14 protein-coding genes are annotated in these 15,728 nt (G+C 69.5%); 2 read left to right on the top strand and 12 right to left on the bottom strand.

Translation table 11 applies throughout. The features are described from left to right. Window positions 1–61: 61 nt before the first annotated feature. From HEP74_RS01110 to HEP74_RS01055, 12 genes are all read right to left on the bottom strand, one after another. Window positions 62–976, bottom strand: a complete 915-nt coding sequence (locus HEP74_RS01110; RefSeq protein WP_185814819.1) for a fatty acid desaturase family protein — start codon at window positions 974–976, stop codon at window positions 62–64. Beyond that, complete coding sequence (locus HEP74_RS01105; protein WP_255427842.1) at window positions 973–2,160, bottom strand: hypothetical protein; 1,188 nt, start codon at window positions 2,158–2,160, stop codon at window positions 973–975. The genes HEP74_RS01110 and HEP74_RS01105 overlap by 4 nt, the downstream gene beginning before the upstream one ends. Continuing rightward, the gene (locus HEP74_RS01100; RefSeq protein WP_185814818.1) at window positions 2,151–2,888 is read right to left on the bottom strand and encodes a hypothetical protein; all 738 of its coding nucleotides are present in this window, start codon (window positions 2,886–2,888) and stop codon (window positions 2,151–2,153) included. Before HEP74_RS01100 ends, HEP74_RS01105 begins: the two co-directional genes overlap by 10 nt. Window positions 2,889–2,898: 10 nt before the next feature. Further along, window positions 2,899–3,915, bottom strand: a complete 1,017-nt coding sequence (locus HEP74_RS01095) for a glycosyltransferase family 2 protein (protein WP_185814817.1) — start codon at window positions 3,913–3,915, stop codon at window positions 2,899–2,901. 184 nt (window positions 3,916–4,099) lie between these two features. Then, window positions 4,100–4,702 carry a DUF938 domain-containing protein gene (locus HEP74_RS01090; RefSeq protein ID WP_185814816.1) on the bottom strand — a complete coding sequence of 201 codons (603 nt, stop codon included), beginning with the start codon at window positions 4,700–4,702 and terminating at the stop codon, window positions 4,100–4,102. Between the two features lie 57 nt (window positions 4,703–4,759). Next, window positions 4,760–5,635: an NYN domain-containing protein gene (locus HEP74_RS01085; protein ID WP_185814815.1), complete on the bottom strand. Its 876-nt coding sequence runs from the start codon at window positions 5,633–5,635 to the stop codon at window positions 4,760–4,762. Between the two features lie 156 nt (window positions 5,636–5,791). Then, window positions 5,792–6,910 carry an alpha/beta hydrolase gene (locus tag HEP74_RS01080; protein WP_255427841.1) on the bottom strand — a complete coding sequence of 373 codons (1,119 nt, stop codon included), beginning with the start codon at window positions 6,908–6,910 and terminating at the stop codon, window positions 5,792–5,794. A gap of 188 nt (window positions 6,911–7,098) precedes the next feature. Further along, window positions 7,099–7,914, bottom strand: coding sequence for an EcsC family protein (locus tag HEP74_RS01075; protein ID WP_255423624.1), 816 nt, complete (start codon window positions 7,912–7,914; stop codon window positions 7,099–7,101). A gap of 323 nt (window positions 7,915–8,237) precedes the next feature. Then, window positions 8,238–9,647, bottom strand: a complete 1,410-nt coding sequence (locus HEP74_RS01070; protein ID WP_185814814.1) for an MFS transporter — start codon at window positions 9,645–9,647, stop codon at window positions 8,238–8,240. A gap of 166 nt (window positions 9,648–9,813) precedes the next feature. Further along, window positions 9,814–10,716, bottom strand: coding sequence for a DUF4424 family protein (locus tag HEP74_RS01065; protein WP_185814813.1), 903 nt, complete (start codon window positions 10,714–10,716; stop codon window positions 9,814–9,816). Between the two features lie 206 nt (window positions 10,717–10,922). Next, the gene (locus HEP74_RS01060) at window positions 10,923–12,521 is read right to left on the bottom strand and encodes a peptidoglycan-binding domain-containing protein (RefSeq protein WP_185814812.1); all 1,599 of its coding nucleotides are present in this window, start codon (window positions 12,519–12,521) and stop codon (window positions 10,923–10,925) included. An 84-nt stretch (window positions 12,522–12,605) separates the two neighbouring features. Beyond that, the gene (locus HEP74_RS01055) at window positions 12,606–13,316 is read right to left on the bottom strand and encodes a hypothetical protein (RefSeq protein ID WP_221893149.1); all 711 of its coding nucleotides are present in this window, start codon (window positions 13,314–13,316) and stop codon (window positions 12,606–12,608) included. Between the two features lie 303 nt (window positions 13,317–13,619). Here HEP74_RS01055 and HEP74_RS21815 point away from each other — a divergent pair, with 303 nt between their 5' ends. Both HEP74_RS21815 and HEP74_RS01045 read left to right on the top strand, forming a co-directional pair. Further along, the gene (locus tag HEP74_RS21815) at window positions 13,620–14,162 is read left to right on the top strand and encodes a lysozyme inhibitor LprI family protein (RefSeq protein WP_255427840.1); all 543 of its coding nucleotides are present in this window, start codon (window positions 13,620–13,622) and stop codon (window positions 14,160–14,162) included. A gap of 217 nt (window positions 14,163–14,379) precedes the next feature. Next, the gene (locus HEP74_RS01045; RefSeq protein WP_185814810.1) at window positions 14,380–15,291 is read left to right on the top strand and encodes a hypothetical protein; all 912 of its coding nucleotides are present in this window, start codon (window positions 14,380–14,382) and stop codon (window positions 15,289–15,291) included. The last annotated feature ends 437 nt before the right edge of the window (window positions 15,292–15,728 follow it).

Genomic DNA, 15,728 nt, shown 5'->3' with positions numbered 1-15,728 from the left:
GGCACGCTGCACCGTATGCACCGCGTCGTATGCGCGCGCCGCACACCGCGCATCGCACCGATCATGCCGCCGGACCGCGGCTGACCTCGCGCAGCACCGCGCCGTAGCCGCGGTACAGATTGGCTGCAGGCAACTGCCCGTGCGCGTGCATCCAGCGATGCACGTCCGGCAGTCGGTAGAACGGCACGCGCACGTGCTGGTGGTGCTCGATGTGATAGTGGATGGCGTGCGGCCCGCAGAAGAACGTCTGCCAGCTGCGGCGGACGATGCTGCGGGCGTTGTGGCGCTGGTCGGCGCACGCGGGATAGCCGGCATGTTCGGCGATGGCGCGAATGCGCGCGAACAGTTGCAGGAAGGTCAGCGCCGGCAGCAGCCACAGGCCCAGGTACAACCCTGCGTGGCCGAGCGCGGCGAGCGTCCCCAGCAACGCGCCGTTGCTGACCAGGATCGAACCCAGCACAAACGGCAGATGGCCGGCCGGCGCCGGCGCGCCGGACTCGGCGGCACGCGCGCGACGCCGCCGCAGCGCATCGCGCACGGCGAGCACGTAGCCGATGCCGGTAACATCGCGCAGCAAGCGCGCCGCCAGCCGGCGCCGCGAGACCGGGTAATCGGCGATGCCGAACACGATCGCCACCGGATCGTCGTCGGCCATCGGCGCGTGGTGGTGTTGCAGATGGCCCTGGCGATAGGCGAACAGCGACAGGAACAACGGCCCGGCCGCGCACAGTTGCGCCAACCGGTCGTTGTGCGTCTGCCGCCGCGCCAGCAGGCCGTGCGCGCCCTCGTGCATCATCACCGCCAGCGCCAACTGGGTGCGCGCCACCAGCAGCGCCGCCAGCAGATACACCAGCGGATGCGGATAGCGGATCGCCGCGGAGAAGCACAACGCGATCATTGCCCAGTCCAATGCCAAGGCCAGCGCACTGCGCCACGGGCTCAGCCGCCGCAACGCCGGCGGCAAGGCGGCGATCATGCGCCCTGCTCCTGTCGCACCGTTACAGGAGCGGGTGCGGGAACGGCAGCATCGGCGCTCGGCACGCATTGCCCACGCGCCAGCCCCAGGATCAGTTGCACCCATAGCTGCAGCCGCGCGGGCGCATCGAGCGGGGCCGGTTCCGGCGCGGGTGGCAGCGGTTCGGACTGCAGCGCACGGCACGCCGCTGCCACCGCCTGCGCGAACGCCTCGCCATCGCCGCGCCACACCACGGTCCGGTGCGGGAGCCCGCAGGCCGCGGCGCGGCGCGCATTGCGCTGCTGTTCGGGCTGCTCGGTGAGCAGCAGCAGGATCGGCCGCCGATACACCTGCGCTACCGACAGCGCAGCCATGCCCGGCGCCGAGACCAGCAGCGTGCTGGCGGCGGCGCAGGCGATCCACTGCGGATCCTCGCCCACCCAGCCGGCGCGATCGGCATAGCCTTCGCCGACCCGGTGGCTGTGCAGGCCGGCGCGCTGCAGGCCCTGCTCCAGCGCCTGCGCCAAGGCCGGATCGCGGAAGTGCGGATTCAGGTACACCGCCGCGGTCGGCGCCTGCGGCTGCGCGCCTGGCACCGCAGGCGCGGCCAGCGCGACCGGGGTAGGCAGGCGGAAACGTCGGCCGCACGCCTGCAGCCGCGGCTGCGCGAAATCGTGCTCCAGTTGCCCCGCCGCCGCGTCGATCTGCCAGCCGATCAGCCGCGCGAACAGCGCCGCCACCGGCCGCGGCAGGCGCCCGTCGAAATTCCCCTGCAGCGCCGCGCGCAGGCTGGCGCCATAGACATGAACGATCTTGCGCCGCCAGCCGGGCAGCATGCCCATCACCAGCAGCGCCGGATGGAACGAATCGTTGAGGATCAGGTCGACGCCGCGCAGGCGACGTCGCAGCCGCAGGATGTCGCGCAGCATCCGTGCCGGGTGCAGCAGGTAGGCGGCGACATTGGCATCGGTCGCAGCCGCGCGCATGTTCTGCCGCGCATCGAACTGCACGGCGTAGCGCGGCGACAGCAGCGCGGCTTCGATGCCGAAGCGGCGCAGGAACTGCACACCCGCCTCGGAGGTGGTCAGCACATCCACGTGCGCGCCCTGCGCGCGCAGCGCGTGGGTCAGCAATTGCGCACGCATCAGGTGCCCGCGCGCATCGGCGGTGGCCAGGTACAACAGCCGCGGCGCGCTCAGCGCCACACTGCGCCGCGCACGCGCAGCAGCAACCCGGCCAGGTACATGCCCAGCGCGCCGCTGACGCCGAAGGCACGGTCGATCCGCCGCACCTCGGCCAGCAAGGCGCTCAACGCCAGCTGCTCCTGCACGCTCACCAGCCGCTGCAGGATCTGCCGGCATTGCCGCACGTGCCGTTGTTCGTCGCCCAGCACCCGGCTCAGCAAGGGCTGCAGCGCATGCTCGGCAGGCAAGGTCGCGCAATGCCGCTGCAGCACCCGCGACGCCATCTGCTCGGCGCACAGCCCGATCGCGAACGCCGGCACCAGCAGCCCCTGCGCGAAGGCGCCGGCATAGCGCTCGGCCAGGCGATGCCACTGCGCGATCTTGCGCCGGCTCAGGCGGTCGGGCCGGCGCGTGGGCTGCAGATCGCCACGCGCGGCCAGCGCGGCGGCGAACGCCTGCGCATGCCACTGCTCTTCCTGCAGGTGCCGGTCCATCAGCGGCACCAGCCAGGCCGGCCGCTGCACCGGCACTTCGCGCTGCAACGCCAGTTCGGTGGCTTCCTCGCCGATCAGGTACATGCGCAGCAGCAGGCGTTCGCCGGCGACGCTGGCATGCAGTTGCCGCAACGCGGCACGCTTGATCCGATCGACCAGCCACGCCTGCCAGCGCAGCGGGCCGTGCAGCGGCGGCGGCTCCAGGTCGCGCAGGGTGGCGATGGTGGCTCCCTCGCCCTCGGGCAGCGCCGTCACCGGCTGCCGCTCACGCGCGGTGATAGGACAGTGCCTGCGCGTCGGCCTGGCCGCCACGGCGCCAGCCCAGCCCGCGCGCCAGCGCGCCGGCCATGTCCACCGCGGAGAAGCCGGCGATCAGCAGCAGCGCAGCGCACCAACGCAGGCCGCGCAGCGGCGGCAGGTCCTGCCGGTTCAACGCGCCCATGCTGAACCACAGGCGCGAGGCGAGCACGCACAGCGGCCCGAGCGGCCCGCTGCGACCAAGCCACTGCAGTGCGTCGGGCAGGTAGGCGCGCACCAGGTGCGGGGTCAGGCCCAGCGTGTCCTGGCCGCGCCACCAGCGCAGCTGCAGCGCCTCGCGGCGAGTATCGGGCAGCCGGTGCACGGTGTGCGCCTGCGCCGCGTAATGCACCGCCACCCCCGCCGCCTGCAGGCGCAACCCCAGCACCTGGCAGTGCGCGCGGTAGACGCCGTCCAGCGGCTGATAGCCGTGCTGGGCGAACACCTCGCGCCGGAACGCCACGTTGTTGGCATAGAAGTTCCGCGTCGCCTGCGCCTGCAGCGGGCTGGGGAAGTACATGAAGTCCAGCGTGGTCAGCGCGGTGCCGAGCACGTCGGCACGGTAGCTGGTGCGCCCGGCCACCGCCGCCGGCGCGGGTGCTTGCGCGAACGGCTGCAGCAGTGCGGCCAGCCACTCGCGATCCGGCAGACAGTCGGCGTCGGCGAACACCACATAGTCGCAGCGCTGCGGATCGGTGGCGGCGAAGCCGGCGTTCTTGGCGTCGTAATAGCCGGTCGCCGCGTCGATGCAGACGAACCCGATCGGGCGCCCGGCGATCGCGACCAGCGCCGCGCACGCCGCTTCGCTCAAACCATCGTGGGTCACGATCAGTTGCGCCAGCGCGTCCAGCGGTACGCTCTGCGCGGCCAGGGCGCGCATGACCCGCTGCAGGCTCGCCTCGGCGCGCACCGCCGCCGCGTCCCCGCCACGCAGGTTGTTGGTCTCCAGGACCAGGGCGCTGCGCGCGGCAATGAGCATCGACATCGAACAAGTCCCGGTAGGCGTCCATGGCCCGCGCCGCGCACGACGACATGGCCTGTGCGCTCGAACGGGAGGGGACGGCAGCGTCCCTGAAATCGCAGCGACTATACCGGGGAACCACCGTGTTCGCTGCGCAGGCACCGTGCCGCGGCAGGACCCGAACGCGCGCTGCCGGACGACGCAGGACTCAGCCGCGCCGCCACACCAGGCAACGATTGTTCGCCGGCATCGCCGCATCCTCCTGCAGCACCAGGCCCTGCGCCTGCGCCAGCGCGGCGACCGCCTCGAAGTCGCGGATCCCGCTCGCGGCATCGCGCGCCTTCAGCCAGGCGTCGAACTCGCGGTTGCTGTCGCTGCTGAAGGTGCCGCCGTAATTGAACGGCCCGTACACCGCCAGCGTGCCGTCATCGCTGTCGGCCAACAGCGTGCCGACGCCGGCGAAGAACGCCTGCACCGCGGGCCAGCCCATGATGTGCAGCGTGTTGGCGGTGAACACCGCGTCGTAGCCGGCGCTCGGCCATGGCCCCTGCTGCACGTCCAGGGCCAAGGCCGGCGGCGTGTTCGGCAATGCCGCCGCATCCAGCCATTGCGCGATGCCGGGCAGGTGCTCGGCGCGCTCGCTGCATTGCCAGGTCAGCTGCGGCAAGGCGGCGGCGAAATGCACCGCATGCTGGCCGGTGCCGCTGCCGATCTCCAGCACATGGCGGCGATCGGCGAAATGCCGCTGCAGCACCTGCAGGATCGGGTCGCCATTGCGGTCGCAGGAGGGGGCGTAGGGTCTATCGTGCATCGTTCATCGCTCGGTTGTGGCCGGCGCGCGCCAGCGCCGCGCGGCGTTGCATCGCGGTCAACTGCGCGAACGCACGAAGATGCGCTTGCTGCCGCCTTCGTTGCCGCGCTCCTCGAGTTCGAATTGCGCCGACAGCCGGCGCAGCAGATCGCTGAGTTTCTTGTGCCCGTACAGGCGCGGATCGAAATCCGGGCGCACCTTGTTGAGATAGCTGCCGACGCTGCCGAGTCCGGCCCAGCCCTGGTCGTCGGAGGCTTCCTCGATCGCCTGGCGCAGCAGTTTCAGCGGTGCCGACAGCGGCGCGGCCTTCGCATCGGCCGGCGCAGCGGGCGCCGCCGTGGTTGCGGCCACGGCCGTCGCCTCGGGCTTGGCCGTCTGCGCAGCCTGCGCACCTTGTGGCGTCTTGCGGCCCTTGCGCGCCGGTTTGGCGACCGCCGCTGCCGGCTTGGACGGTTCGGGGCTGGCCGCCTCGCTGCGCAGCACTTCGGTGTAGATGAACTTGTCGCAGGCCTGCACGAATGCGTCCGGCGTCTTGCGCTCGCCGAAGCCGTACACGGTCGGCCCCTCCTCGCGCAGGCGCTGCGCCAGGCGGGTGAAATCGCTGTCGCTGGAGACCAGGCAGAAGCCGTCGAAACGGCCGGTGTACAGCAGGTCCATCGCGTCGATGATCAGCGAGCTGTCGGTCGCGTTCTTGCCGCTGGTGTAGGCGAACTGCTGCACCGGGCTGATCGAGTGCTTCAGCAGCGCCTGCTTCCACTGGGTCATGCGCGTGCTGGTGAAGTCGCCGTAGATGCGCTTGACGCTGGCCACGCCGTACTTGGCCACTTCGGCCAGCAAGCCTTCGATCACCGACGGTTGCGCGTTGTCGGCATCGATCAGCACCGCCAGGCGCGGCTGGTCGTCGTCGGTCTCGGATCTGGAACGGGTTTTCATGGCAAGGACCTGCGTGGAAACGAAAGCGGCCGCGCCGAGCGCAGCGTGGTGACGCCGGCGCGCTCGGCGCCAGGCGCCACTGTGCCACTCCGGCACAGCGGCGGCCAGTCTCGAAGAATGGCGGCGGTCGCCGCGTCGCCAGGCGCGATCCCGCTGTCAGGGCGTTGCCGCAGGCGCGGGCGGCAACTGCAGATGCTTGCGGAAGAAGCGCGCGATCACCCGCAAGGCCTGCTGGCTCTCGGGCAGCGCGTCATTGAGATGGAACGCATGGCCCATGCCGTCCCAGACGTGCAGATCCGCTTCGCGGCCCAGATCGACCAGCCGCGAATGGGTGTAGGCGACATTGCTCAGCTCGGCCGCACGCGTGCCGGTGATGAACAGTAGTGGCGGAAACTGCGCCAGCACCGCATCGGAAAACACCGGCGACACCAGCGGATCGTGGAAATCCACGTCTGCGCCGTAGTACAGGTCCTCCATGATCGGCAGCGCGCCCTGCGCATCGGGCAGCGGCGCATCGTTCACCGCCGCCACCACATAGCGCGAATCGCCGCGGTAACGCGCATCGCCGCCGGCGCAGAACATGCCCGCCGCGGCCGGCATCGGCAGCTTCTCCTTGGCGAACCAGGCCAGCGACTCGCCGGTCAGCACGCCGCCGGCCGAGCAACCGAACAGGCCGATGTGCTGCGGCGCATAGCGCTTGAGCGCTTCGCGGTACACCGTGGCCACATCCTCGCTGGCCGCGGGGAACCTGTGTTCCGGCCCCATCCGGTAGTCGACGCTGACCACGGTGACGCCGGTCATCGCCGCCACCGGAATCGCCTCCATCATGCCGAACGAGGCGGCGCTGCCCATCACGAAAGAACCGCCGTGCAGTTCGATCAATAGCCGCTGGCGCTGCGCCGGCGACGCAGCGCGTGGCTGCACCAGCGTCACCGGCACGCCGTTCCAGGTCGCGGTGCTGATCTTCACGCCATAGCGCTCGCGCAGCGGCTCCACCACGCCCTTCGCCCAAGCCTCGGTCTCGGCGCGGATGCGCGGCAGTTCGCGCGCCAGCGTGGCGTTGTCCATCTTCGCCAAGGGATCGCCATGGGCCATGCCGTCGCGCGCCGCCGCCTGCGCTTGCGGGCTGAGGAACGGCGACAGCGGCAGGTCGAATGCGGGCATGTGGCGGATGCCGTCGTGCGCCGCAGCCTCGGCGGCGATCGCCACCGGGGCCGCCAGGCTCGCGAGCAGCGCCAACAGCGCCGGTGTCGTGTTCCGCAGGTATCGCGTCACGTGCTTGCCCTCCCAGGCGGCGATCGAGCGCAAAGGATACCGGCGCCGCACGCGCGCGGCTTTGCGCGATCCCGCCGAACGCAGGCGACGCTGCGCGCAATGCCAACGCGCGCCCGCCGTCTTCAGGCAGGAAAACGTACAACGCTCAGGTCGTCGTCAATCCATACCAGGAAGCACGTCGCCCTGGCTTATGCCGACGCCGGCAACGCCTCGTAGGCCTGCCGCACCGCGGCCTCGCCGTAGCGCCGCTCCAGCCGACGCACGATGAAGTGGCCACGCGCCATGGCCTGGAAGTGGGCCATGAACACCGTGTTGAGCAGCGCGCCGCTGGCCGCGCCGACCAGCGGCACCGCCTGCGCGGCCAGCTTCTCGCTGACCGTGATCGAGAACTTCGCCGCGATCCGCGACATCAGCGACACCAGCGCCGGCGCGCCCTTGCTGCCGATGCCGTGCGCGGCGATGTACTGCGCGGCGGCGCTGAGTTGCTGCGCCATCGCCGTGCGCACCGCGAAGTAGCCCGATTCGCTGCCGTCGTCGCGCGCGCTGCGGCCGCCGTGCGCCAGCACTTCCAGGCAGGCCAGGGTGGTCGCCGGATCGTCCAACCGCTCGCCCTCGGCGCGGGCGATGTCGGCGATCGAACGCAGCATCAGCGTGGTGGTCAGCGGCAATTCCACCAGCAACCCGGGCAGGCCGAAGAAACCGCCGGCGGCACCGGTGGCGGCCACCGCCACACCATGCAGGCGCGGCCGCGCCGCACCCGGTGCCTGGGTACGCAGGGTCAGCAGCGCCGAGCGCAAGGCGATGCGCAGCGCGCGATGGCTGATCGCGTCGATCCGCGAGGACAGCGCCTTCGGCAGGCGCTTGCTGAGCAGATCCTCGATCGGCGCGCCGACCGTATTGGCGATCTTCGCCGCCAGGCCGGGATGTTCGAGCAGCGCGTGCGCCTGGGCCAGATCGCGGTGGTCGGCGGCATCCATGGCGGGAACGGGGAGATTGGAGGTCATGGCCAGGAGTCGTGGCGTGGGAACGCACAGCATGCACCGGCCGCCGCCGCGATGCTGTCGAGAGCAGATGACGAGACCGGGAACACGGCGCCCTAGGGCGCGTCATCAATCCCCGAGCAGATCGCGCCACTCTTGTGCGTGGTTCCACCCAGGCGATGACGTGCGCCGAGGGCGCACAAGAGCGGCCCTGCGGGTTGGGCCTGTCAGGCCGCCAGCCGGCGCCGCGCGGCTTGACCTGACCGCCAGTCAGGCGCTGCGCCACGCAGCACCGGCTGGCGACCTGACAGACCCAACGCGACCTACTCCGGAATCGGTGACACGCCCTAGCCTGCGATCTGCTCCAGCGTGCGGTTGCGGGTGCGCGGGCCGAAGAAGCCGATGATCCCGGCCACCGCCAGCAGGCTGGCGACGATGAAGGCCAGCACGCCGCGGTTGCCGGCGCGCTCCAGCAACAGCCCGATCAGCAGGCTGCTGCCGGCGGTGGACAGGCGGCTGAAGGAATAGCAGAAGCCCACCGCGCGGGCGCGCAAGGCGGTCGGGAACAGTTCGGCCTGGTAGCCGTGGTAGGCGAAGCTCATCCAGGCGTTGCAGAAGGTGATCGCCGCGCCGCAGGCGATGATCGCCAGCGGCTGGGTCTGCCAGGCGAACAGCGCGCCGAACAGCACCGCGCCGAGCGCCGACCACACCACCTGCCACTTGTTCTCCCAGCGCTGGGCGAAACGCAGCAACAGCAGCGGCGCCAGCGGATAGGCCAGCGAGATCGCGAACGCATAGCCCAGCCCGTGCACGCTGTCCGCGCCTTGCGCCGACAACAGGGCCGGCAACCAGTTGCCGAAGCCGAAGAAGCCGATCGCCTGGAACACATGGAACGCCACCAGCATCGCCACGCGGCGCCGGTAAGGCGCTTTCCACAGTGCGGCGAAACGCCCCTGCGTCGCCGCGGTGGCGGCGAGCTGCGGTTCGGGCTGCGGCGCGTCCAGCGCGCGGCCCAGGTCGGCCGTGCAACCTGCCTCGAGCAGGCGCAGCACGGCGTCGGCCTCGGCCTGCCGGCCCTGCGCCGCCAGCCAGCGCGCCGATTCCGGCAGGCGCCGGCGCAGCCACCAGATCGCCACCGCGAACGTGCCGCTGAGCAGCACCACCCAGCGCCAGCCGCTGACCCCGAACGGCGCATGCGGCACCAGCGCCCACGCACTCACCGCCACCGCCGGCACCGCCAGGAACTGCACGAAGAACGCGAACGCGAAGGCCGCCCCGCGCATGTGCCTGGGCATCAGCTCGGACAGATAGGTATCGATGGTGACCAGCTCGATGCCCAGGCCGATGCCGACCACGAAGCGCCACCCGATCACCCCCAACGCCGTGCTCTGCAGGCCCATCGCCACGGTCGCGGCGGTGTACCAGAGCAGCGCGAAGGTGAACACCGGACGCCGCCCGAAACGGTCGGCGAACGGACTGAGCAGGCTGGCGCCGAGGAACAGGCCCAGGAAGGTGGCCGACGCGAACGCCGCCTGGTCGGCGATTCCGAACGCGCCGGCCGCGCCGGTGGCGAAGATGCCGTCGCGCAGCAGGCCCGGGCTGATGTAGGCGGTCTGGAACAGGTCGTACAGTTCGAAGAAGCCGCCCAGCGCCAGCAGCGCGACCAGGCGCCACAGCGTCGCCGTGGCCGGCAGGCGATCGATGCGCGCGGCCACCAGCGCGACGGAATCGGAACGAGCAGCGACAGGATCGAGCATGGGCATGCACCGGCGAAAAGGGTCGCCGACGGCCTCGACCGTCGGCGCTGGCGCATGCTGCCCGATTGCCCTGCGTATCCGCTACCGCAAGCGGCGATGGTTGCCGGCGCAGTCCGGCTCGCGTTCAGCGGGACGTCGGCTTCGGCCCGCGCGCAGCGTCAGCCAACTAGTGCAGGAACAGCACGTTCAGATCCTGCTTCGGCACGAACTCCTTCTGCTCGAATTCGAAGGTCAGTGGATCGGTGCGCTTCAGCGCGCCGTCGAAGCACAGGCTGAGCATGTCGCTCGGCGCGCGCTTCTTCAGGGTCAGGTGGAAGTCCTGGATCGGCCCCTTCCAGTTGTTGCCGGTCAACAGGATGTAGCGCAGGTTGCTCCATTGCAGGCCCTGCTCGCCCTCGCGGCGGCGCGCGCTCTGCTGCGCGCCGGCATCCATGCAGGTGTCCTTGGCGTAGTCGCGGATCAACTCGCTGGCCGGCTGCGGTACGCCGCTCGCCAGGCTCGGCGCATAGCTGTGACGGATCGACACCGCCTTGCCCGCGGCAAAGGGCTGCTGCCAGGTGAAATACTCGCTGAGCGTGAAAAGCGGCTGCCCATCCGGGTCGAACCAGCTCTTGGGCAGCGGCTTGCGGCCCTTCGGCGTCTCGCCGGATTCGGTGTAGCTGGCCAGGTCGTCGCTGCTCCAGCCGCTGGCCGCCCACTGCCGCGACACGTCGGTCCCATTCTCCAGCTGCGCCACCAGCTTGCGCTCGGTACGCACCGGCTTGCCGTCCACCCACAGCTTGAACTCGGTCAGTTTGCTGTGGTCGGCCATGCCGAAGTACATCGGCGGCATCGGAAACGCGATCGGCACCACCAGATCGCGCGTACTTGTGTTGGTGAACACGTAGTCCACCCGCACCAGATCCTCGCTGATGAACAAGGCCTCCTTGCTCATGCGGATATCCGGCTGCTGGATCAGCTGGATGGTGCCGTTGGCATCGCCGAAGCTGCTGTCGTTGGCATGGGCGGTGGCCGCGAACAGCGGCACGAGGGCGAACAGGGTGCGGACCAGCAGGCGTGTCGGGGTCATGGCGAGGCAAGTGAGAAGAGGGGGCGCGCATCGGCTTGAACGCTAACGAGCGCGCTATCTTAGGGGTTCGCGCGCGGCCAGCACCGAATATTCTGTGGCCGATCAGCTCGGGCGTTACCTTCGCCTGATCGACTGGACCGGGCAAACCCCGTGCGGCGGGCAAGCTGGCGGTCTGCACATCCCTGCGCAGGCAACGCCGGCACCGGTCACATCGGCATGCCGCGCGCCTGATTCTGCGACGGCTCCTGTGCCTGCAAGCGCTGCACGTCGGCGTTCAACGTTTCCAGCTGGCGCGAACTCTGCTCGACCGACTGGCTCACGGCCTGCGCCTGATCGACATAGACACGGCGATGCGCAGGATCGTGCAATCCGCCTTCCACGGCGATGAAACCACCGTTGTTGCTCGCCACCACGTGGTCCACCTTGTGCAAGCCGCTGACCTTGGCCTCGACCACGATCTGGCCGGCAGCGCGCTCCAGCGCTTCGCGCCCCTGAAACGCAGCACGATCGCCGAGCGCCTCCAACTTGCCGACCACGTCGGCGTACATCGGGTGATCCGGATGCCCGGGATCGGCCATGCTGACCGGCGCCACCGCGGTCGCGTCGGTACCGGGCGGTGGCGCCGACGGTTGCGGCGCGGCCACGACTGGTGCGGACGGCGTCGCCGTGGCGGAGGGCGACTGCGGAACCTGCTGCAACAAGGCACCCAGCTCCAGCGCTTGCAGGGTCTCCCGGTCGGCCACACCGGTCGGCGCCAAGCCCGCGCCTTCCTGGTAATGCTTGAGCGCGCGTTGCGTGCCGGATCCGAAATCGCCATCGACTCCGACCTGCTCGCCGTTGTCGCGCAGTGCCTGCTGCAAGGCGCGCACCGCATCGCCTTTCTCGCCGTGCTCCAGCCGGCCGTCGTGCAATGCGCCATCGGGCATCTGCCGGATATGCTGGCCCACGCCGAGCGCCGCCAGCATCGCGGCATCGGCCGTCGCGGTAACCGGCATGCCGTGAGCCTGTTGATACTCGCGCACGCAGCGCTCGGTGTTCGGACCGAACTTGCCGTCCGGCGTCCCCACCGCATAGCCCTGTGCCGCCAGTGCTTCCTGCAGCTGGCGCACGCCCTCGCCCTTTTCGCCGGGCGCCAGCTGCCCATCCTGCAATGCGCCGCGGATCAGCACACTGCGCGCGCGCGCCGGGTCCAGTCCCATGCCGGCATCCAGGCGATCCTGGTTGATGGCGATATCGTTGTAGTAGTCGGCGTTGCTGGTGCCGTTGGAGTCGGCGACCGAACTGCCCTGCACCACCTGCGCCGCGCCGCCGGCGCCGGAGATATGCCGCGCCTTCAAGATGCCGGCGATATGTTCGGGCGTATCGCCCTCGTGCAGCACGCCGGTGCGCATGGCCTGCTGGTAGGCCGCATCGCTGATGGTCTTGAAGGCGCCGTCCTGCACATCGGCCGAGGCCTTGTACTGCTCGAGGCTCAGGCCGTTGTTCCAGTTTTCCGGGTTGTTCAGAAACCGGGTCATGCCGCCGGACACGGCCCAGTCCCACTCGCGCGTATAGCCGGAATCCTTCAGCGCCTGCCGATAGCGGTCCTGATCGACCAGACCGGCATCGGCCAGCCACCCGGCACCGGCCTGATAGCGGCCCACGTAGCCCTGGTCATTGGTGATCGCCAGATCGCCGCCGTTGCTCTCGGTGTAGACGGTCGATGCCACCAACCGCCGGGTCATGCTGTCGTCGAGGCCGGCGATGTTGCCTTGCGTCCACGCACGTGCGGTCGCGACCGAATTTTCGCTGCGCTTGTCGTCCATCTCGCTGCTCCTTGCAAAGACCGGCCCCAGGCCGCCGTTGGATGAATCCCACAATCCGGGATCAACTGACGCAGAGCGAGCGCTTCAGCGATCGCACTGCGCCAGCGTGACATTGGCGCCGCCGCGCCTGAATTCGAAATCGGTATAGCCCGGCCCGTTCTTGCCGCCGTCCACCGTCGAAGCGGTGACCGCCAGCGGCCGCTCGGCATCCTTCAGCGCGACCCAATACTCCATGGCGGCCGGCGCAGGCGAAGGGATGCTGTCGTCGCAGACACCATCGCGGCGCACCACCCGATCGCCGGCGCGCAATTGCGCGCGCAAGACCTTGGCGTAGTCCGTGCTCGGATAGAACTTGCGCACCACCAATAGCAGCGCCGTCGCCGCATCGCCAGCGAAAGTCACGCTGGCCTCGCCTTCGTTGCCCGTGCGCGTTCCGGCATCCGCTCCCACCTTGCCGTCCGGCAGCGGCGCTTCGCCGAATCCGGCCAGGGTGGTCTTGCCGCGGACGGCCACCGGGTAGATGCGCACGCCGTCGGCCGGCACCAGTTCGCCTAGACCGGGAATCGCCTTCACCTGAGCCCAGGAAGGCGGCTGCGCGGCCGCAAGGACCGTCAGCGCCGCGCGCAGCGAGGATGCCGGGTAAGGCGTGGCGTCGCCCGACGCAGGCGCCACCACTGCACTGGCGGGTGTTGCGGGCATCGGGTCGGCGATGGCGGCGGCAGGGGCGGCCGCGGCAGATGCCGCCGCGGAGCCTTGTTCGGGCTGGCAAGCGGCCAGCAGCGCGGTGGCCAGCACGAGTGGCAAGAGCTTGGAAGTCATAGCACTCCAGGGACGCGTCCAGTGAGAGCGCGCGAACCGATCCGTGGTCCTGAGCAGATCGAGGTCGCGAGACGGAGAAGCGGCGCGAGTATAGCCCCGGCATGCGGTGCGATCCGTGCTCCCCATCTCTTGGGGGGCTATACCATTTCAGGGTTCCGGGCATCGTATTGTGGGTCGGCATCGCCAGGATCGCTGCACGCACCGTATTCTTTGCGAAACATTAACCGCAGACTTGCAAAGCTGTCCTCGCACATGGAAACGATACAAGGGGAAGGACGCATGGAAACCAGGGAACACAAGCGCCGCTGGCTGTTGTGGGTCGTACTGCTGACCGCGGTCGCCAGCGTCGACGCCGCAGCGCAGGACCAGCAACAGCAACAGCAACAGCAGCAGGTGCAAATGCAGCAGCAGCAGCAACAGCTGATGCAGCAGCAACTGCAACAGATTCAGCAGCTGCAACAGCAGCAGCAGCCGCAAAACTCGGGTGCACCCAAGGGCTTGTCGGCCACCTACCTGAGTTGCCGCAAGCAAGCGCGTGGCGGGGTCGATCAGGAGCGCTGCATCGAGCGCGAGCAGACCTTGCAGGATGACCGCTTGGCCCGGGTCTACGACCGGCTGCGCTACGAACTCGATGGCAGCGCACGCGCACGGCTGATGGAGGCGCAATACGCCTGGGAGCAATCCAATGCCCAGGCCCGCGATCTGGACAATTCGCTTTACGGCGGCAGCCAGGCCGAGAGCCTGCAGCGCGCCGAAGCGGCGCTGTGGCGGATCTGCGCGCGCGCCGACGAACTGGAGAAATATCTCGGCGCAGCCCGCTGAACTGGCCCACGCGTGGCAAGTGGACCGTCGCGGCGAAGTGACGCCTACAAGGCTCGCGATTTGCCCAATCCTGGAGGGGCTTAAGCCCCGACGGGAATCCGATGCCCGGTGACGTCACCGCGCTTTCTTGTCGCGGCTGAAGCCGCTCCTGCAAGTGCCCTGTCATCCTCCACGCGACGGCGGCGAATCTCATCGCTCCGCGAACCGAAGACGACATATGCACGCTTACGACATCGCCCTGGGCGACTGGCACGACGGCCCACCATCACGCCATAGCGACGGCTGGTGCTTCGGTCTGCCGCCCGGGATTCGCCCGGCGCAGTGGCCGCTGGATCCGCACAGCGGCTATCCGATGCTGCACGGCTTCACTCTGCGGCTGCCGGAGGACTATCGCGTGCATGGTCCCGACGTGGTGGCGCTGTCGTTCTTCGCCACGTCGCTGGATCACAACGACGGCGGCCCGATCGGCGGACCGGATGGCATGGGGGACGTGATCGATGCGCCAAGCCCGCTGCCGCCGGACGACGCGGCACTGCTGCCCTTCTGGGAACGCGCGCGGCAGGCGCATCCGAGGCTGTGGCGGATGCGCGACATCCTGGGTTGCGCCTACGCGGTGATCCTGTTGAGCCAGGACGAAGCCGATGGCCCGCCGTGCCCACCGCCGCCGCTGGTGGATAGTCCGCTGCAGCACGTGTTGGCCGTGCCGCAGTGGCTCGGCGCCGGAGCGGCAGCTGGCTTCGCTGCGTGGGAGCGGCGGGAGATACCACTGCCGGAAGCGCGCGACCCGCACATCGTCCATCGCCCGTTCGAGCTGAGCGCGCGCGCCAACGATCCCAACGCCGGCAAACCGCCGCGGGAGTACTTCGGCGATACGCCCGGCGATGGCGACTATCAGCCCTTCCACTACTGGCTGGACGGCGAGATCGCGACCGAGAACTATCGCGAACACCACTGGGCCGCCGGCCACGCCGTCAACCACCTCGGCGGCACCATGCGCCCGGTGCAGAACGTGCCGGAATTCAGCCCGTACTACATCGGGTTCGAAGAGGACTTCGGCGGCTACAACTTCGGCGGCGGCAACGCGCAACTGGACTTCAAGGACATGCAGTTCGACTGGGCCTGCGGCTGAGGTCGGCAACGCCGGTAAACGTCACTCGCGATCGGCTCAACCGGCGAAATAGCCGGCGCCGTCCAGGTCTTGCAGCAGGCCCGGCGGGTCGGCTGCCAGCCCAGCCGTTCGCGCGTCCATGCGCTGGAAGTGGGGACGTCCTGGCTGGCGAAGCGCGACATCCAGCCGAACTGCGCCGGCGCTGCCTCGGCCGGCACCGAGCCCACCGGCAACTGCAGGTGCCGGCCGATGGCCGCAGCGATGTCGCCGAACGCCACGCCGCGAGCTGAACTGCTTGCTGGGTTTCGTGTTGACAACAACAGGCAGCCGCTCAATAATAGAACCGTACAGTTTGGTTTTTTTACAAAGCTATTCGGAATAGCGTTCCGAGCAGGCAACGACGGCAGCGCTGACCCGTCGTCGCCGCGTAGCAACAATGCTGCATCGTGTCGGCCATT

Origin of the sequence: Xanthomonas sp. SS (genome assembly GCF_014236835.1) — a bacterium.
Taxonomy (GTDB): Bacteria; Pseudomonadota; Gammaproteobacteria; order Xanthomonadales; family Xanthomonadaceae; genus Xanthomonas_A.
Note: the sequence above shows the minus strand (reverse complement) of the source record. Positions and strands in the feature narration are given on the sequence as shown.